This window comes from Cytobacillus oceanisediminis (assembly GCF_004366035.1).
Classification (GTDB): domain Bacteria; phylum Bacillota; class Bacilli; order Bacillales; family Cytobacillaceae; genus Cytobacillus; species Cytobacillus oceanisediminis_C.
Map to the genome: position 1 here is coordinate 73,324 of NZ_SOEE01000013.1, position 19,862 is coordinate 93,185.

A 19,862-nucleotide genomic window follows, 5' to 3' on the forward strand; every position below is an offset into this window, starting at 1 on the left:
TATATAACTACACAGTTATCCACAAATTATGAATAAATTTTGCTATCAGTCTGATTTTCTATAAAAAGTTCATTAGGTTCTATATAAAGAACAACCTTAAAATAAAAATACCACCGCCCAAATCCAATGTCAACAACTTCTAGGCTATTTTACTTAATAATTTTATTTTTCTAACTTCTCAACAACCTGAAGAAACCCCTGCATAAAGCAAGGGTCAAATACTTGATCTTCACGCATACCGCTTCTCCTTGCTCCCCCCAATAACCGTTTCATAATGCCCTATTAAATCATTAAAGATTTTATCCCATTTCTGAGTCAGCGCATGATCCCTGCCTTCAAATCCCATTTGGGTCCTCACTTTATGGTTTGTAAGAAGGTTTATGATGGCATCAGAGAATCCCTGTACGTTTCCCGGTTCACACAAGTGTCCTGTTACTCTATCTCGAATAATGCTTTTCACTCCGCCTGAGTTTGCGCCAATAACGGGGGTGCCGCTTGCAAGGGATTCGAGGACGACGTTGCCAAATGTTTCTGTAGGTGATGGAAAGACAAATAGATCTGAAGCTGAATATACCTCCGCGAGCTGCTTGCCTGTGAGATAGCCGGAAAATGACATATTTTCCGGGGCATGTGTCGCATCTGTTCACGCAATGGACCATCCCCAACAATTAGCCAGTGAATATTTTCTCTAATATGTGGCGGGAGCGATTTTGCAATATCCTGGAGGATCTCTACATTTTTTTCAGGTGCCAGCCTTCCCGCGTAGGTGAGAAGATATTTTTTGCGGATGGAATATTGCTGTAGGACGTTTAGCTTATCATAATAAGGGTGAAATAGCTGGCAGTCGACACCTCTCGGCCAAATCTCCAGGTTTGTAAAACCGTGCTGCTGTAATTGCTGTAATGTTTCGGTGGAGGGCACAAAATATATATGATTGAATAGAACTTAGCTCACGCACTTAATAACTGGTATTCTTCTCTTTGAAGTGCAAATTCTCGATATTGGTTCGGCATCCTTTCCGCTATAACACCAGCACATTTATGGCGAAAACCAAAATAATTTGTCCTGCGATTGCCTAGTCAGTTATTGACAAAAAAACCAGCCCAAAAATTGAGCTGGCCTCCTTTTAATCCTCTATCCGCTCATCCTTCCCCGCCAGCCAAAAAGCGGCGGCAATGGAAGCAATGATCACAATGAACGGTGCATAAAACATTACAAATTCCGCCATGATTTTTCCCTCCTATGCATGATCGTCCCGATTTCCCTGAACATAGTCTTTATTGAAAAGGAACAGTCTAAGCAGCAGGTAGAGAGATGGCAGCAGCAATCCCAGTCCTGCTATAAAGGCAATGATCAGGGCGATGGCCATAGCTTCGTTTGTAAAACCGTCATAAATGGTCAGGTATGGATAAAGCAGGTACGGATAATGCGAAACTCCGTAGGCAAAGAACGCCACTAGGAATTGTCCTGCCAAGAGCCCAAATGCGAGTCCGTACAATTTACGCTTCCATATTAGATAGACAGTACCGGCAAACAGGATGAATGAGATGCCGAACAGCCACCATAGGTCCATTAATCTGCTAAAATGCTCAGGATTGTGATCCCTCAGTTCAACAATGATGCCTGTCGCTGTTACGATAGCAGGCACCGCCCAAATAAGAGCGTATTTTCTCAGAAGCTCAGTGGCTGGTTCATCGTTTGCTTTATTGGCATACCAGGTCAGGAAAACTGCGGATATATATAATACCGATGCCAAACTCAGCACAACGATGCTCCATGTCAGCGGACTGGTAAACAATGCCCAATAGTCAAGCTCCAGTCCCGCTGATTTTTCACTAACGAATCCGCCTTCAGAAATGGTCAGGACAATGGACAGGGATGCAGGAATGAAAAGACCTGAAAGTCCATACAGATAAGTCCATCTTTTTTGCCTTAGCCCGCCGTAGGTGGTAAAGGCATAATATGATCCGCGGATGGCGAGCAGGACTACTGCAATGCTTGCCGGCACCAGCAGGATCGTTCCATAATAGTAGGCTGTTTTTGGAAAGAATCCGACAATCCCTACGAAGAAGAACACCAGGAACACATTTGTAACTTCCCAAACCGGTGATAAATAACGCTGAATAATACGGGTTAAAATATGCTGTTTTCCACGGAATAAACTATAAGCGTTGAAAAACCCCGCTCCAAAGTCAATGGAGGCAACGATGACGTAGCCAAACAGAAAGAGCCATAAGACGGAAATTCCGATGATTTCAAGCGTCATCTCAGCTCACCCTCTTTCTCCAGCTCACGGTCGGTCAATTCCTGTTCGACCGGATTTTTACGGAACATTCTGGTGAGGACAATGATGCTCCCGATTGCCAGCACGAGATATAAGCCTGCAAACAGAAGAAGCATTAAGTCTACTTGGCCACTTGAAGTTGCCGCATCTTCAGTACGCATGATGCCTCTCAGAATCCACGGCTGCCGGCCCACTTCCGCAAACCACCAGCCTGCTTCAATCGCAATGATGGATAAAGGGCCGCCCAGAACGATCAGCCAGCGGAACCATTTCGACGTAACAAACCGCATTTTAAACCAGGTGCCTAAGACATAGATGAGTGAAAGTGCCGTCATCCACATGCCGATGGTCACCATCAGGTCAAACAGGTAATGGATATAAAGCGGCGGAATTTCATCCTCCGGAAACTGATCCAGTCCGATCACTTCAGCATTCGGATTACTGTGCGCAAGGATGCTGAGTGCATATGGAATCTTAATTGCATATTTCACTTCACCGTCATCCAGAACCCCATAGAGCATTAACGGCGCCCCTTCTTCTGTTTCAAAATGCCACTCGGCGGCAGCCAATTTTTCAGGCTGGTATTCCGCAAGGTATTTTCCGGAGAAGTCTCCAATTACCGCTGTAGCGATCGAAAAAATCAATCCGATCTTCATTGTAAGCAGCAATGCCTTCTTATGGTAGATATGATTCGATCCTTTTAGAAGCCGAAAGGCTCCTATTGATGCCAGAACAAACGCTGATGTCATATAGGCTGTTGAAAGCACATGCGCTACCTTCGTTGGCATGGCGGGAGTGAACATCGCCAGTATCGGGTTAATATTTACAAGCTGCCCGTTCACAATGTCAAATCCCTGAGGTGCGTTCATAAAAGCATTTACAATGGTAATGAAAATAGCTGAAAATGAAGCCCCTATTGCAACCGGGATTAATAAAAGCATATGCTTCTTCTGATTCTCAAACCGGTCCCATGTATACAGGTAAATCCCAAGGAAAATCGCTTCAAAGAAAAAGGCAAATGTCTCCATAAAAAGAGGCAGTGCAATGACATTGCCTGCGAGTTCCATAAAGTTTGGCCACAGCAACGAAAGCTGCAGGCCGATGGCAGTGCCCGTAACAACACCGACCGCCACCGTAATGACAAAACCGCGCGTCCATCTTCGCGCGAGCAGAATATAATGTTCATCCTGTTTTTTTATCCCCACCCATTGTGCAATCATAATCATGAGCGGGATGCCGACACCAATGGTTGCGTAAATGATGTGGAAGGATAATGTCAGCTCAGTTAAGACACGGCTGAAAAAGACAGATTCTTCATTTCCCATTTAACATTCTCCTTTTCCTATCCTGCAAAAATGCGGCCAATAAAAGAAAGCCCCATAATGATAGCCACTGTAAAAGCAAGCCACATTAATATGCGTTCCTGTTTTTTATACATTCACTCACTCCTCCAGAATGCTCACTACATCACATTATTCCACAGTTCCGGACTAAAAGCTGTGACACTTAAACAACATTTATATGAGGAAAATGTGAAAGTTATGTAATCCCTTTTACAGCTTCCTATTCCCTTTTAAGAAGCAATTAAAACGAAAAGGACATTGGAATTTCCAATGCCTGTAACTTATATGTTTTGGCGTATAGCAGCCATAAGCAACATAATTTTACCCTTTTCATATCCTTTGCAGACACCTGTGTTTTCTAATTTAATCTTCTCTAAATGACACAATGTATACTTGATTTTGCCAATAAAAAACCCGGGGCATAAACACCGGGCAAGAGTTATAAATTACTCACTGCAGTTTCTGCATCTTCTTCACCTGATACCAGGTCAAATGCGCGTTTATAGGTGTTCACTTTATCCAGGACAGCGTAGAGGGTTTTAGCTACATCCTCACGGGGAATGAAGCCCCGCTCTAAACTTTCTGCTGCTTTGATTTTGCCGGTTCCGGCTTCATCTGTCAGGCCGCCTGGACGAACGATAGTGTAATTCAAGCTGCTGTTTTCCAGAATCCTGTCGGCATAATGCTTTGCAGCGTAATAAGGCTTGATCGTTTCACTCCACTTATCACGATTATTCGCCTGTATGGCGCTGACCATTACAAACCGGTCCACACCAGCCTTCTCCGCCGCTTCTATTGTTTTTACAGCTCCATCAAGGTCAATCAGCAGAGTTTTGTCATAGCCTGTATGTCCGCCTGAACCTGCAGTAAACACAATTGCATCACAGCCTTTGGCTGCTTCAGCCAATTCATCAACCGTTCCTTCAAGGCTTGCAACTGCTGTTTCCACACCCATTTCCTCAAATTGCGGGGCCTGTTCTTCTTTTCTGATCATTGCTTTTGCTGTATGTTTTTTGCCTTCTTTCATAAGCTTTACCAGCTGCTTTCCGATTTGTCCGTTTGCTCCGACGATTAGAACTTTCATGGATACCTGCCCCTTTCTGTTTTTGTAATCTTTATTATTCCAAAAGACAAATGCCATATCAAATGAACTGTTTAGGAACCCATCCGGACAATCCGTTTTTTATAAAGAGCCGCAATCGTATTCATGATTAATACAGGAATCTTCTTTGGAAAATATTTTTTTCTGTAAAATTTATAGAATGCATGCTTCAAGTCGTCCCACTGTGTACAATTCTTCGTCTGTTTAAATCGGGCAACATCAATGATTTTAATATGGCCATCATCTGTAAGAATAATATTGCGCAGGTGGATATCTGAGGGGTTCAGCCCTTTTTCCCTCGCCAGCTTTAAAGCCTCATCTATATGCCTGATTTTCTCCTCTTCTATCGGGACTCCCTTTGCGAGACATTCAAAGAGAGTCAAACCCTGTACATAATCAATCACAATATAGTTATCTCCAGACCCATACAAAGATGGGTAGTATGGGTGGTCAGGGAGCGCCTTGTAAATTTCTGCCTCTTCCCTGGCAATTTTCTTAAACTCAGGAAAAAATACTTTTAATACAAGATTGGTTCCCTTTACCCTAAAAGCAAATGCACTTCTCCCTGCTCCTATAAATTCCAGATTGTCGTCCTTCTCAATAAGTCTGGTCCAATTAAGGCTTCTGGAAAATTTCACGCTATCTGCTAACTGTTGATATGATTTCATCTTTAACCCTCCCTGTTCCAGACTCTCCCCTAAAAATAAAAGGCACTGAACCATTTATTGGTCTCAGTGCCTTATAAACAAAAGAGACCTTACCAAATAAATGGTAAAGGTCTCGCAAGCAACGTTGTGTTGCCAGTAAAGCCGGAGATTCATCATCTCGTATTGACGACTCTACTTGACAGCTACTCCCCTTTAGGAAGAATCCGAACTATTTTGTTAACTTAATTATATGATTCATTCACCCGTTAGTCAAATAATACCGCCATGGAACCTGAGGAGATTTCGTCAAAGCTGGTCTTACTTTTCATAAATGGCATTTGAAAGCAATCGGAACAGATAATCAGTATGATCACGGAAGCCGGCTTCAATGCCAATTAGTGTAACATCCTTATCCTGCTCTTTCACCATGATGGCCTGGCCTTGTGCAGCACTGCGATTTTTCCAGTGTCCCGCTACGAAGAAGTCTTCCTCATCAGCAATGGCTGCAAGCACGTCATCATTCTCTGTGCCTGTATACCAGACTGGACGGTAAACAAATCCAAGATCATCTTCACTGTAGCCTGCTGAAGCACCAGTGCCTTGATAATCTACCTTAATGATTCCGTTGCTGTTGGATCCGCCAGTATTGATAATATCATCAGTCAGGCCCAGAGTCTTTGTTGCACGGGAAGCACCCGCACCTACAGCTATATATTTTCCTCCTTCGGAAACGAACTTTTCTACATTTGCTTTAAATGCAGCCAGTTCTTCCTGACTTTTAAGGCCGAATTCTTTGTTGGCATTACTTAAATTCAGAGAAATTAAATTTTCCGTTCCGCTGTAAACAAAGATATCATGGGAAGCAAGGCCATTATTAGTGACTTCTGATGGAGACAATTCCGTCACATTAAAGCCTAGCCTCTTAAGAGCCAATTTGGTGCCAGAGTGTGATTGCGCTTTGTTCATCCCTCCATCTTTTAAAATGCCTACATTCACTTCTTTAATTGTCTTTGCATCTGCAGGAACACTTCCTGACATGATACTTAGTCCAGAATCCTTAACAGCCGCTGAAATAGCATTTGCTGATCCTTCAGCATAGAAGTTTCCTTCGCTGTCACGATGAACCATAACCCCTTGCTTTAGCAATTCGTTCACAAGCTGAACAGCTTTCACTGAGCTGTTCGGAATGATAAATGGCCCTTTTCCGCTTAGTGACCCCTGTTCTTTTACATTATTTACCTTTGTTGCCGTTGCCTTTACATCATGTTGAACAGCGATTGCTTCAAAGCCCCATAGCTCCGGAAGACTCCAGGCAGAAATATCATACATGGCCGGTGTATCATCTGTTATATCTTCACCATCCCACAGCATGGTGTTTGCCAGACCTGCCTTTGCCTGATCCATTGGAACGATGTAAGTGCCCTTTGGATAGGACTTGCCATCTGCTGCAAATGCTTTTGATGCCTGAATAACATCTATATCATTCTTAATTAAATGATTTACTGCTTTATTTACTGCGGTTGGATCTTCCTCATTCACTGGAAGAATATATGCTTTCGGGAAATGGCCTTCTTCATGGAAAGGATGATCAAAATTAATGCCGCGCTTAAACATTTCAATTTGATCTGTAATCATTACTTCCTTGTTATCGGTTGAATATTTCAGTGCTCCCATAATGGCATTGTACATCCAGCGGACGCCGTCTTCGTCATTTGTAGGAGCTTCAAGCGTATGTCCATAAGCACCATGGTACATGGCATACATCGGTGTGAAAATTGGCGGATAATCGTCCCATCCAGCGGAATCATCCCGCTGCGGAATATATGCGCCATCCATTTCTTTATACAGGGTGCCTGTGTAAAGAGCCTTGTCCCCCATAATTTCAGCTTCCATTGCTTCTGCCTGGTGATTAGCCCATTTTTCATATAAATCATATTCATAGTTAGGATTATGCGGAGGTGTACAAGGTTCAATCAACCCCTGTTTGTTTGGAGCATAATTTTTCACATATCCGTGAGTATCCAGGAAGACCATCGGATTCCACTCTTTAATAAGAGACACGGTTTCTTGCGTTTCAGGCTGTGATTGCGTGATAAAATCACGGTTCAAATCAATTCCTTCGCCATTAAAACGGGTCGCATCCACACGTCCATCCGGGTTCTGCACCACATTAAAAATAAGGATGTTATTTTCCAGAATCTCCTTTGTTTCCTCGTCATTCTGTGTGGCAAAACGTTCAATCAGCTGCATCACTGCATCGCTTCCCACAAACTCTGTCCCATGAATCGATCCATTGATCATGATTGGCACTTTAAAGTCCGGGTTATCAGCAATCCAATCCTGGGCTTTCTCCGGGTTTTTGAACATTTGCTTCCTTAAGGCCTGAATTTTACCGAACTTGCCCTGAGCTCCCGGATCTGCAATGGTCACGACATATAGAGGGTATCCATCCGCGGAAGTACCTTTAACCTCCACCTTCACTCTATTAGACTGTTTATCAATTTCTGCAAGTTTTGTCCCTATTACTGAGAATTTCATAAAGTCATAGTTTTCGCTATTGAATAAACTTCCGTCCTGTTCCTCTGACACATTAACATTGACCCACTTTGGGCTGATAGCATGAGCAGCACTTAAAGGAACAGATGCCAAAATACCCGCTGCCAGAATTCCTGATAAAGCTTTCTTTTTATTCATTATGTACCTCCAGGTGCAGTAGTTTTGTATATTTATGAAATATGGTTTATTTTAATTCAAGATATCCAATTGTGGCAATGCAACTATTTTCCTAAAAAAGGCTATTTAACAAGTAAAAAGGGACCAAGAAATGATCCCTTCTATTTTTCTACTTAAATGCTTTAACTCCACCTTGCACAGGAAGCATTATATAGCTTCTCTCCGGGTCGATGGTTATTTTCGTGCCTGCCTTCGGTCTGATTGTATAGTTATAATCACTTGATAGAACTACTACTCCCAGACGATCACCTTCTTTAAACACATAATCATCCGGCTGCATATCCCATGTAAAAGTGTATTCACGGTCCGGCGTCAGTCCTGAAGATCTTTTTTCACTGTGAAGGTTTTGCGGATCCATCCACCCTCTAGTAACAATTTCCGGCTTTCCTTCCCCATATTTAACAAGGAGGGCCGTTAAGTTGGCCGTTTTCCGGTCAATGCTTGCTTGAATTTGAATTTCCGGGGTTCCGCTCATCCGAATGTCGTTTTCTAAAGGAGGCGTCAAATAGACGAGCCTATGAGGTAAAGAAGAATCAGGATTTACAGCCAATTCTTCAGCCTTGATTGTGGCATCATCCACAAATTGCTGATTCTCCTTATTCTTGTTCGGTACAGGATGCAGTTCTAAACTGCCGCCTCCATCGGAAGCCGGCTTAAAATGCAATTTTGCGTCTGAAGTTCCCTTAGCAGGCCAGTTTGCCTCTGTATGCCATGTCTTATCCTCCCTCTGAATGTCCACCACTGGTTCATCCATGACATCATTTTTAATATCATAGAGCCAGTAGTCAAACCATTTATTTAAAGTTGGAAGCCATACATCGCGTCTGAAGCTGTAGGGGCTGGAATGGCCGCCTTGATGAAGCCACATTTTTCTGGGAACATCATTCTCGCCAAGCGCTTGCCACCAATCTGAAAAATGCTTTGTTTTAACATTCCAGTCATTTAACCCATGGACAATAAAGACACTTGCTTTAACCTGATCAGCATCCTTTGTATAATCCCTTTTACTCCAGAATTCATTGTAATCCCCGGTTTCCCTGTCCTGGCCTTCCGTTAATCCCTTTATGACATTGCTGCATGCTTCAGGGTTTTGCCTCGTTAAAATGGCTTCGGCCATGTTATCCGCATCTTCCCCCTGGTATCCTCCTGGCGCAATCACAGCACCATTCGAACGATAATAGTCATACCAGCTGCTTATGGCTGCTATTGGCACAATCGTTTTCAGGCCTTCAACTCCTGTTGCAGCCACAGCATTAGGAAGTGTTCCATTATAAGATACTCCTGTCATCCCCACATTCCCTGTTGACCAATCAGCTTGTATTTCCTGTCCCTCTGCATTAAAAGCTTTCGTTCTGCCATTCAGCCAATCGATTACAGCACGAGTTCCAAGTATCTCATGCTCATCGCCGGTTGTAGGACATCCATCCGACAAGCCTGTCCCTACACTTTCTGCAAGTACAACCGCGTAGCCTCTTGGTACAAAATAGTCATCATAATAACCTGGGAGATTTGCCTGAGGGCTGCCTTTTTCACCTTTACTTTTCCCTTTCTTGGGTACAGAGTTCAGTTCTGCATCCACGTCATAAACCGGGACACCTTTAATTCCAGAACGGTAAGGACTCATTTCGTAAATAACAGGAACCTTTAAACCTTCCTCTGTTTCCTTTGGCCTGATAATATCAGCACGTATTCGATCCAGCTTTCCATCTCCATCACTGTCAGTTGCTGTTTCAACAAATACTCTTTCGACAATGGCATCATCCAGAGAAAAAATGGGCTGTGTCATGCCATTTTCGACTTTAATCCGAGATTCAGCCGAGGCCATGCTGCTTTGACTGTCTATACCTGCTGAATGCAATGCCCCTCCGGCAATTAGCGGGTAAGCGATAACTGAGGCTATGAACACTTTTAATGCAGCTTTTTTCATAAAAATCCCCCTAAATAAATTAATGTTATAATTTTCAGAATAAAGTAAAACCGTGTAAGTTTCGATAGCCGAAAGACCTGTATTTTTCAAGCTGCATTTAATAATTAACTATTGGTCTCCTTCAAAGGTCATGATTTAACATGGCTGCTCTCTTGATCCGGTACTTTTAATCTGCCATTTTTTACAATTTGGAAAGTTTAAGTCTTTCTTTTCTCCCACATTTGAAAAATCTGCTAGTCTAATAGAATCGTTTTAACTCTTTATTAAAGGAAGGAGAGATATGTAAGCGAATACATAAAGCTGGATTACTAGTCGAGGGGGAATAAAAGATGAAAGTTGGAAAGAAAGCTAGTTCAATTATGCTTGCAGCCGTTCTGACAGCTTCAAGTTTGTATGCAGTGCCTGTTCAATTTGTGCAGACTGCAGAAGCGGCACAAAGCAAAGCTGGAGATCCTGGCTCCAAAGCATTTGATCAGAAGGTAATTGCAAGGGTAGATGCAGCTCGCATGATGGAGGATGTCAGCTATTTATCTGAAACTATAGGGCCGCGTGTTGCAGGAACGGAAGCAGAAAAGCAGGCAGCTGATTTTATTCGCAAACGGCTTGAGACCTATGGCTACACAGTCGAAACACAAGAATTCAGCATTCCGGATAAAATGGCGGGAGATTTGCACACCAGTGACCTGAAGGAGATCCTTATAACCATTCCCTCCGGGTCAGGATCAACGCCTGAAGAAGGAATTACCTCTGAATTATATGATGCTGGATTAGGCAGGCCAGCTGATTTTACAAGGGAAGCCTCAGGGAAAATCGCACTTATTTCACGCGGAGAGATTACTTTCTCAGAAAAAGTTACAAACGCAGTGAATGCCGGTGCTTCGGGGGTTCTAATTTATAACAATGCGGATCAGCCAGCACCCATGAACCCTTCAATTGGAGGCCCATATGACATTCCGGTGGGAAGCATAACGAAGGCAAGCGGGGAAGCACTCCTTCAAGATGTTGCGGCACATAACAAAACGGTAACACTAATTGTCAAGAGCTTTAAAAACATAAGATCGCAAAATATTATTGCCACCAAGCACCCTAAGCCTAATAAAGGCGCGGAAACTGACATTGTCCACATTTCTGCACATTTCGATAGTGTACCATTTGCTCCGGGGGCTAGCGATAACGCATCCGGAACCGCTGTTGCCTTGGAGCTGGCCAGAGTCCTGAAAAGCTATCCCGCTGACAAAGAATTGCGTTTTGCATTTGTAGGGGCAGAAGAGATTGGTCTTCTTGGTTCTGAGTATTATGTGAGCCAGCTGAGCAGCAATGAAATAGGGCGAAGCATCGCAAATTTCAATATGGATATGGTAGGCACAGCATGGGAAAATGCAACTGCGATTTACATGAATACCCTTGATGGCCAGGCAAATATCGCAACAGAAACCGCCATTGCCACAGCCGGGCGGATTGGCACCTCATCTGAGCTGGTTCTATATCAGCGCGGAGCTTCAGACCATGTTTCTTTTCATGATGCAGGAATTCCGGCTGTCAACTTTATCAGACGAGAACCTGCTACTGCCGCTCTTGAACCGTATTACCATACACCACTTGATTCCATCGAGCACATTAGTGCCGAGCGGATGAAAGAAGCCGGTGATCTAATAGGCGCTTCGGTTTACAGCTTAATTCGAAAATAGAATTGACTTAAAAAATCCCCGGGTTTTCCCCGGGGGTTTTTTTTCGTTTTTTTACTTTCCAGCTATTTAGTATAAACAATGTGTTTACGTACAAAATATGAGGGTAAATTATATTCGTTCTAAATTTCATGTTCAAATTATTAAGGGATTTACCGTTTAAATGGAAAAGAAATCGGGTAACATAAATGTAACATTACAAAGGAATTTACTATCTGCCCGATAGTCCTATATATCCCTAAAGGAGGGAGTCATCATGGATTTTGAACACGAGGCTGTCATACTACAAAGAGAACTCTCCCTTCTCATGGATGAATATGAAAGGTGCGAGATTGACGACGTGAAAAATGAAATATCAAAGGATATTCAACTGCTGAGCCGTGCAATAGACGATATACTTAATTAAAGTATATGCTGGCATGGCTTTTTTTTATATTCTATGCAGCTGGCATTTTTTAGCAGTCAGCTGCTGAAACCTTTTGAAATCTAGGAGGGGTAATATGCCTCAGCACATTTATTACAGTTTCATACGTCTGCCCTTAGTAATCAGAATTTTGCTGATTGCCCTGATGGTGATTTTTTTATTTGGCGGATTAATACATATTATTGAACCCTCCTCCTTTCCGACATTTTTTGATGGAATCTGGTGGGCGGTTGTAACCGCTTCAACTGTCGGTTTTGGAGATTTTTATCCAAAAAGCACTGTAGGGCGAATAGTGGGCATTGCGCTTATTTTTACAGGAGCGGGCTTTCTGTCTACCTATTTTATTTCACTAGCAACAGCAGCAGTTACCAGGCAGAATGACTTCCTGGAAGGGAAAATCGAATACCGGGGTCAAAACCATATTGTTGTGATCGGCTGGAACGAACGCTCGAGGGAGATCGTCAATACTCTTGGAGGCGATGGGATGAACCATTCGATTGCCTTAATAGATGAAACTCTAAAGTCAAACCCTGTTCCGCACAATAATGTACATTTTATTCAGGGACGCGCTAACAGAGATGATGTACTCGTGAAGGCAAATATATTTGATGCCCAAAAAGTAATTATAACAGCTGATCAGAACAAAGATGAATTGCATGCTGATATGAATTCAATATTAACCTTATTGGCAATCAAAGGATTAAACCCGGGTGTTCAATGCATTGTTGAAATATTAACTTCAGAACAGGCAGCCAACGCCAAAAGAGCGGGAGCCGATGAAATTGTTCAGACGAATGTTCTTACGAGCTTTGTCATGATCAACAGCATCTCTTCCCAGGAGCTAGTTACTTCATTCCTTGATTTGCTGGGACAGCTTGATAAACGCAAATTAACTTTTCAGCCTGCATCAGAAGAAGTAGAAAATAAGACTTTTGCTGAACTTAGTGCTGAGCTTATGAAAGAAGGCATTCTGCTTTTGGGTGTTAAAAGAGGGGAAGAAACTCTGGTTAATCCTCCCCAGCCTTTTAGAATTCTTCAGCAGGATCAGCTGATTATTATACTCGGTTAATCTCTTAATAATATAGACTCCAGCTCTTCGACAAGCGCTTTGCCAAGATCAATTAATTCTTCCGGAAAACTGGCATCCTTATCAACAGGCTCCGAGAATTGATCAAAGGAGGCGCTGAAATTCCCTGTATAGGCGTGGTCATCGAGGCCGCGCTGGTACTTATGGGAAAGCAGAAACGGCCTGCCTATTTCCACCGTACAGCTTGGATCATCCAGCTGCCCATCAATTGCCTTAAATGGGACCCTTAAAAACTGGTACCCCACCTCATCATCAATTTTATAATCAAAGGACCCGTGATCATAATCCCAATTCCCGCCAATCGAATAGCCCACCGGCTTTAGAGCCTGCTCCAGCTTATATAAATCAAAATGCTTTCCTTCCACTTTTGAAGGTATCTCAATCACTGAATCCATCCCCTTTTACGCTTTTTGCTTAGTTTCTCCAAAGTAAGGGATATCATGAATGCGAATTAGAAGCGGCATCTTTTTCTCCAATAAAAAAACGCCCACCCGCAGGCAGACGCTTTTCACAATTACTTTAATCTCTTTTCAAGTTCAGCTTTTTTCTCTTCAAATCCTGGTTTTCCTAATAGGGCGAACATGTTCACTTTATATGCTTCTACACCAGGCTGGTCGAACGGATTCACTCCCAGCAGGTAGCCGCTCATGGCACATGCTTTTTCAAAGAAGTAAACCAGGTAGCCAAATGTATAGGCATCCATTTTTGGTATGGATACGATCAGGTTTGGCACTCCGCCGTCTGTGTGTGCAAGCATTGTCCCTTCAAAGGCTTTGTTATTTACAAAGTCGACAGTCTCACCCGCAAGATAGTTCAGGCCATCAAGATCATTCTCTGCTTCTTCAATGGTTAGCTCATGGCGTGATTCCTCCACCTTGATAACCGTTTCGAAAAGGTCCCGGCGGCCTTCCTGCACATACTGGCCTAATGAATGCAGATCAGTGGAGAAGTTTGCTGAAGAAGGAAAAATTCCTTTCTGGTCTTTTCCTTCACTTTCACCGAACAGCTGCTTCCACCACTCTGCAAAGTATTGAAGTCCTGGTTCGTAGTTGATCAGCATTTCAATCGTTTTGCCTTTGTTATATAGAACATTGCGGACTGCAGCGTACTGGTATGCTGCATTCTCCTGAAGCTCAGATTTGCTGAAGTCCTCGCGTGCCTGTGCAGCACCGCTCATCATATCTTCAATGCTTGCACCGCTGACTGCAATCGGCAGAAGACCTACTGCTGTAAGGACTGAATAGCGGCCTCCTACGTCATCCGGAATAACAAATGACTCATAGCCTTCTTCTGTCGCAAGAGTCTTTAAAGCACCTCTTGCTTTATCGGTTGTAGCATAGATTCGTTTTCGCGCTTCTTCCACACCATATTTTTCTTCCAGCATTTTGCGGAAAATACGGAAAGCCAATGCAGGCTCAGTCGTTGTGCCTGATTTGGAGATAACATTGATGGACCAATCTTTACCGTCAAGAAGATCCATTAAATCCTTCATATAAGCGGAACTAATATTGTTGCCCGCAAATAATACCTGCGGAGTGCCGCGCTTTTCTTTTGGAAGTGCATTATAGAAGCTGTGCTGAAGCATTTCAATAGCTGCACGCGCTCCAAGATAGGAACCTCCAATTCCAATGACGATAAGAACATCGGAATCGCTTTTAATTTTCTCAGCAGCTTTTTGAATGCGGGAAAACTCTTCTTTGTCGTAATTTGCAGGCAAATCGATCCAGCCTAAAAAGTCACTGCCAGCTCCAGTTTGTTCATGAAGGGAGTGATGGGCTACCTTAACGGCATCCTGCAGATATGTAATTTCATGTTCGCCAAAAAAAGGAAGTGCTTTTGCGTAATCAAAACGAACGTGTGTCATGAATGTCCTCCAATTTTTCTCAAATTTAAACAGCCTGCAGTAATTCTGGCTGTCATCCTTATACCACTTTAACGAAAGCCTTAAAGTTAATCAAGAATCATCCTCTAATGTAAGCGTGTCCAATTTTGACATATTTTTTACGCGCAAATGGTGATTGTAATTTTTCGGGGAAAAATGTAAAAGGACTCTGCTTTGGCAGAGTCCCTGGTATTTATAAAGAAGCGCGGTAGATTGAAACCACGTCTTCATGATTTAATTTCGCGAAATTGCCGAATTCTCCGTTGACAGTCGCTTTATCCGCCATCAATTCGATCTTGCTGTCATCAATATCATAATCAGCCAGGCGTGAAGGTGCACCAATGCTGTTCCAGAATTCACGAAGCTTTTCAATGCCTTCAAGCGCAGTCTCCTCATCTGTTTTTCCTGCCGGATCCACGTTAAATACACGGATAGCCAGCTGCTTAAATCGCTCAGGCTTCACGTTCAGATTATGCTTCATCCAGTTCGGGAACAGAATGGCCAGACCCCCGCCATGAGGAATATCATAAACGGCTGATACAGCATGCTCAATGTTATGCGTAGCCCAGTCTCCCCGGTAGCCCATATTCAGAATACCGTTCAATGCCATTGTGCCGGAATATAATATGGCAGCACGATGCTCGTAGCTTTCAAGGTCTTCAAGGAGCTTAGGAGCTGCTTCCATAATGGTAATCAGCAGCGATTCACACATGCGATCCTGAAAATCGGTATTTTCTTCAAGATGGAAATAATGCTCCAGTACATGGGACATCATGTCCACAATTCCATATACCGTCTGATCCCTTGGCACCGTGAACGTATTAACAGGGTCAAGGATTGAAAATTTAGGGAAAGTCACAGGACTGCCCCAGCCATACTTTTCGTTTGTTTCCCAATTTGTAATGACAGATCCTGCATTCATTTCAGAACCGGTTGCCGCTAGTGTAAGAACGGTTCCAAACGGCAGAGCCTTTGCAGCAAATGCTTTCTTAATGACTAAATCCCAGGCATCGCCATCATATTTGGCACCAGCTGCGATAGCTTTTGTGCAGTCAATTACACTCCCGCCTCCAACAGCCAGCAGGAAATCAATGCCTTCAGTTTTACAGATTTCAACACCTTTGCGGACAGTGGAAATTCTTGGATTAGGCTCAACACCTGATAGTTCAAACATTTCAGCTCCAATTTCATGAAGCTGTTCCTTCACTTTATCATATAAACCATTGCGCTTAATGCTTCCCCCGCCATACACAACAAGAACTTTCTTGCCATACTGCGGGATTTCAGTCTGCAATTGGGATAGCTGATCTTTCCCAAAAATTAATTTAGTCGGATTATAAAAGGTAAAATTTTGCATATCACCATCTCCTTTTCCACATCATTATCTTTCAAACTTTCAGCTATTGCAAAAAGTACGATTCGAAAGGCGAACATTGTATATGCCGGTTTCTCAGAATCATCTTTTTCATTATGGCTCATAACGATTATTACGATGAATATTTTTTATTTCCGTGCAGCAATATAATAATGAACCTATACTACAAGGAGGAAACATCATGAGTGGCATACAGCGTATTGCACTGGTTCTAACAATTATTGGCGCTATTAACTGGGGTTTAATCGGATTCTTCCAATTTGATCTTGTGGCAGCTATCTTTGGCGGTCAGGATTCAGCCCTTTCAAGAATAATATACGGTCTTGTGGGCATTGCGGGCTTAATCAATCTGGGGCTTCTCTTCAAACCAAATGAAGAGCTGGAAAGAGAACCTGAAGCAAGGCCAACCCGTTAAATGCATGCAAAAAATCCTTGCACATTGTGTGCAAGGATTTTTATTGATCCGTATTTATATACCTTTTACCGAATTACACCCAGCCTCTGAAGCGGGATGCTTCAGACATTTTTCTCGCGCCGACCATATATGCAGCAAGACGCATATTTACTTTTCTTTGCTGTGAAGTCTGGTAAACATTATCGAAAGCCTGAACAAGCACTTTTTTCAGCTTTTCTGTAACTTCCTCTTCAGTCCAATAGTACCCCTGGTTGTTCTGCACCCATTCGAAATAGGATACGGTCACACCGCCTGAACTGGCTAACACATCAGGAACAAGCAGGATTCCCCGGTCTGAAAGAATTTTTGTAGCTTCAAGGGTGGTTGGGCCATTTGCTGCCTCTACTATGATGGAAGCTTTAATATTATGGGCGTTTGCAGCGGTTATCTGATTGGACACAGCCGCAGGAACCAGGATATCGCATTCCAGTTCAAGCAATTCTTCGTTTGTCAGAGTGTTATCGAAAAGGGTCGTTACCGTTCCAAAGCTATCGCGCCTATCAAGAAGATAATCAATATCCAGTCCATTTGGATCATATAGAGCACCATAGGCATCTGAAATGGCGACCACTTTAGCGCCTGCATCATGCATGAATTTTGCCAGGAAGCTTCCTGCATTTCCAAATCCCTGAACAGCCACACGTGCTCCTTCAATGGAAATGGCGCGCTTTTTCGCAGCTTCCTCAATGCAGATCACTACACCCTGTGCAGTTGCCTTTTCCCTTCCTTGCGATCCGCCGAGAACAAGCGGCTTGCCTGTGATAAATCCTGGGGAATCATACTCACGAAGTCGGCTGTATTCATCCATCATCCAGGCCATGATCTGTGAATTCGTATAAACATCCGGAGCAGGTATATCTTTTGTAGAACCAACAATTTGGCTGATTGCCCTTACATATCCTCGGCTCAAGCGTTCCAGCTCCCCCATTGACATGGAACGGGGATCACAAATGATGCCGCCTTTACCACCTCCATAAGGAAGATCCACAATTCCGCACTTTAAACTCATCCACATGGATAAAGCTTTTACTTCATCCTCATTTACTTCAGGATGAAAACGGACACCGCCCTTTGTCGGTCCTACCGCATCATTATGCTGTGATCTGTATCCGGTAAAAATTTTTATCGACCCGTCATCCATCCTTATTGGAATTCTTACCGTAAGCATCCTCAGCGGCTCTTTCAGCAGCTCATACATCTCATCTGCATAGCCGAGTTTGTTCAAAGCTTCTTTGATCACAACTTGAGTTGAAGTAAATAAATTTAAAGACTCTTCCATTCTTTGTTCAGTTTCTTTACCAGCTACTCCTGCAGCTCCCATCATGGCACCTCTTGATTTTAATATTTAGGAAAATTACAGCAATACTCCATAACCGGCGGCCCTGCATCACAAATTCAGACACAAGGGCCAACTGTCCGTATAATTGTATTAGCTTAATACTTTATTGATTCTTTCAATTGCCCAGTCAAGCTCTTCTTCAGAAATGACTAAAGGAGGGGCAAAACGAATAACCGTGTCATGCGTTTCTTTGCAAAGCAATCCTTGTTCTTTAAGCTCTTCGCAATATTTTCGGGCTGGCTCACTCAGCTCAACACCAATAAATAAGCCGCGGCCGCGCACTTCTTTAATGACAGGATTATTAATTTCTTTTAATTTGCTCATGAAATATTCGCCCAGTTTAAGAGAACGTTCTGCCAGCTTTTCTTCAACCAATACGTTCAAGGAAGCAACAGATACGGCACAAGCCATTGGGTTTCCTCCAAATGTTGAACCATGTGATCCAGGATTAAATACCCCAAGAACATCTTTATTCGCAACCACACACGAAATCGGGAATACTCCTCCTCCAAGCGCTTTCCCTAAAATGAACATGTCAGGATCTACATCTTCCCATTCGCATGCAAACATTTTTCCGGAACGCGCAAGGCCAGCCTGAATTTCATCTGCAATGAATAATACATTGTTCTCCTTACAAGTTTCATATGCTTTTTTCAGGAAGCCTTCCGGAGGAATCACAATTCCAGCTTCACCTTGGATTGGCTCAATTAAGAAAGCCGCTGTATTCTCAGTGATTGCTTCTTTAAGAGCGTCAAGGTCTCCGTAAGGAATCAGCTTAATGCCAGGAAGCATAGGTCCGAAGCCCCGCTTATATTCTTCTTCAGAAGAAAGCGAAACCGCTGTCATTGTACGGCCATGGAAGTTACCTATGCAAGCAATGATCTCTGCCTGGTTATCTGCAACGCCTTTTACATCATAAGCCCAGCGGCGTGCAGCTTTGATTGCCGTTTCAACCGCTTCCGCACCTGTGTTCATCGGAAGGGCCATTTCTTTATTTGTCAGTTCGCAAATTATTTCATACCAAGGCCCCAGCTGATCGTTATGGAAAGCACGTGAAGTTAGCGTTACGCGGTCAGCCTGATCCTTCAGGGCCTGGATGATTTTCGGATGGCGGTGCCCCTGGTTTACTGCTGAATAGGCACTTAGCATATCCATGTATTTATTGCCTTCAGGATCTTCCACCCAAACACCTTCCGCTTTGGAAATAACGATTGGCAGCGGGTGATAGTTGTTTGCACCGTATTTTTCAGTTTGTTCGATAAGTGAATGTGATTTTGTCGCTTCAGTCAATTAAAATTCCTCCTTTTTCAGAATAGTCCTTTTTATTGTAACGTTAAGCTATTCTTCTTTAAACTATTTAGGGTTTTAGCATGCACAGGATATGAAAAATCCCGTACATGCCTTTACAAATCTTAATACATTTCAGAAGTAGTCTTCGCCTGCATGTGCAGAAGAATGTAGTCAGGGCCGCCCGCTTTGGAGTCAGTTCCTGACATGTTGAATCCGCCGAATGGCTGGTATCCAACGATCGCACCTGTACAGCCGCGGTTGAAGTATAAGTTTCCAACATGGAAATCTTC

17 protein-coding genes and 1 pseudogene are annotated in these 19,862 nt (G+C 43.1%); 4 read left to right on the top strand and 14 right to left on the bottom strand.

What is annotated here, in order from left to right; translation table 11 throughout:
• Positions 1-229 precede the first annotated feature (229 nt).
• The 8 genes and pseudogenes from DFO72_RS30775 to DFO72_RS25010 form a co-directional block, all read right to left on the bottom strand.
• Positions 230-921, bottom strand: a pseudogene (locus DFO72_RS30775) (glycosyltransferase).
• Between the two features lie 205 nt (positions 922-1,126).
• Complete coding sequence (gene cydS / locus DFO72_RS30780; protein WP_395858203.1) at positions 1,127-1,228, bottom strand: cytochrome bd oxidase small subunit CydS; 102 nt, start codon at positions 1,226-1,228, stop codon at positions 1,127-1,129.
• A 12-nt stretch (positions 1,229-1,240) separates the two neighbouring features.
• A complete protein-coding gene (locus tag DFO72_RS24985; RefSeq protein ID WP_113884994.1) occupies positions 1,241-2,266 on the bottom strand; it encodes a cytochrome d ubiquinol oxidase subunit II in 1,026 nt (341 codons plus the stop codon).
• Positions 2,263-3,609 (bottom strand): cytochrome ubiquinol oxidase subunit I, encoded by a 1,347-nt coding sequence (locus tag DFO72_RS24990; protein ID WP_113884995.1) that lies wholly within the window; start codon positions 3,607-3,609, stop codon positions 2,263-2,265. Before DFO72_RS24990 ends, DFO72_RS24985 begins: the two co-directional genes overlap by 4 nt.
• A gap of 457 nt (positions 3,610-4,066) precedes the next feature.
• Entirely contained in the window at positions 4,067-4,711 is a 645-nt protein-coding gene (locus DFO72_RS24995) for an SDR family oxidoreductase (RefSeq protein WP_113884996.1), read from the bottom strand.
• Positions 4,712-4,782: 71 nt separating this feature from the next.
• Entirely contained in the window at positions 4,783-5,397 is a 615-nt protein-coding gene (locus tag DFO72_RS25000) for a protein kinase family protein (protein WP_113884997.1), read from the bottom strand.
• A gap of 297 nt (positions 5,398-5,694) precedes the next feature.
• Complete coding sequence (locus DFO72_RS25005; RefSeq protein WP_113884998.1) at positions 5,695-8,070, bottom strand: M14 family zinc carboxypeptidase; 2,376 nt, start codon at positions 8,068-8,070, stop codon at positions 5,695-5,697.
• Between the two features lie 148 nt (positions 8,071-8,218).
• Positions 8,219-10,036, bottom strand: a complete 1,818-nt coding sequence (locus DFO72_RS25010) for a Xaa-Pro dipeptidyl-peptidase (protein ID WP_113884999.1) — start codon at positions 10,034-10,036, stop codon at positions 8,219-8,221.
• Between the two features lie 329 nt (positions 10,037-10,365).
• Between DFO72_RS25010 and DFO72_RS25015 the strand changes: the two genes are divergently transcribed.
• From DFO72_RS25015 to DFO72_RS25020, 3 genes are all read left to right on the top strand, one after another.
• Complete coding sequence (locus DFO72_RS25015; protein WP_113885000.1) at positions 10,366-11,724, top strand: DUF4910 domain-containing protein; 1,359 nt, start codon at positions 10,366-10,368, stop codon at positions 11,722-11,724.
• 253 nt (positions 11,725-11,977) lie between these two features.
• A complete protein-coding gene (locus DFO72_RS29720; RefSeq protein WP_009331622.1) occupies positions 11,978-12,127 on the top strand; it encodes a hypothetical protein in 150 nt (49 codons plus the stop codon).
• Positions 12,128-12,221: 94 nt separating this feature from the next.
• Positions 12,222-13,214 (top strand): potassium channel family protein, encoded by a 993-nt coding sequence (locus DFO72_RS25020; protein ID WP_113885001.1) that lies wholly within the window; start codon positions 12,222-12,224, stop codon positions 13,212-13,214.
• Here DFO72_RS25020 and DFO72_RS25025 read toward each other — a convergent pair.
• The 3 genes from DFO72_RS25025 to DFO72_RS25035 form a co-directional block, all read right to left on the bottom strand.
• Positions 13,211-13,618: a YugN-like family protein gene (locus DFO72_RS25025; protein ID WP_113885002.1), complete on the bottom strand. Its 408-nt coding sequence runs from the start codon at positions 13,616-13,618 to the stop codon at positions 13,211-13,213. The two genes, DFO72_RS25020 and DFO72_RS25025, sit on opposite strands and share 4 nt — an antisense overlap.
• A 128-nt stretch (positions 13,619-13,746) precedes the next feature.
• A complete protein-coding gene (locus DFO72_RS25030) occupies positions 13,747-15,096 on the bottom strand; it encodes a glucose-6-phosphate isomerase (protein ID WP_113885003.1) in 1,350 nt (449 codons plus the stop codon).
• Between the two features lie 211 nt (positions 15,097-15,307).
• Positions 15,308-16,471: an iron-containing alcohol dehydrogenase gene (locus DFO72_RS25035; protein WP_113885004.1), complete on the bottom strand. Its 1,164-nt coding sequence runs from the start codon at positions 16,469-16,471 to the stop codon at positions 15,308-15,310.
• Positions 16,472-16,670: 199 nt separating this feature from the next.
• Here DFO72_RS25035 and DFO72_RS25040 point away from each other — a divergent pair, with 199 nt between their 5' ends.
• A complete protein-coding gene (locus DFO72_RS25040) occupies positions 16,671-16,904 on the top strand; it encodes a DUF378 domain-containing protein (protein ID WP_009331627.1) in 234 nt (77 codons plus the stop codon).
• Positions 16,905-16,977: 73 nt separating this feature from the next.
• Here DFO72_RS25040 and DFO72_RS25045 read toward each other — a convergent pair whose 3' ends face one another.
• The 3 genes from DFO72_RS25045 to DFO72_RS25055 all read right to left on the bottom strand — a co-directional run.
• Positions 16,978-18,264, bottom strand: a complete 1,287-nt coding sequence (locus tag DFO72_RS25045) for a Glu/Leu/Phe/Val family dehydrogenase (protein WP_113885005.1) — start codon at positions 18,262-18,264, stop codon at positions 16,978-16,980.
• Between the two features lie 108 nt (positions 18,265-18,372).
• A complete protein-coding gene (locus DFO72_RS25050; protein ID WP_113885006.1) occupies positions 18,373-19,572 on the bottom strand; it encodes an ornithine--oxo-acid transaminase in 1,200 nt (399 codons plus the stop codon).
• A 122-nt stretch (positions 19,573-19,694) separates the two neighbouring features.
• Positions 19,695-19,862 (bottom strand): aldehyde dehydrogenase family protein (locus DFO72_RS25055; protein ID WP_113884935.1); only part of this gene is annotated, 168 nt, incomplete at its 5' end.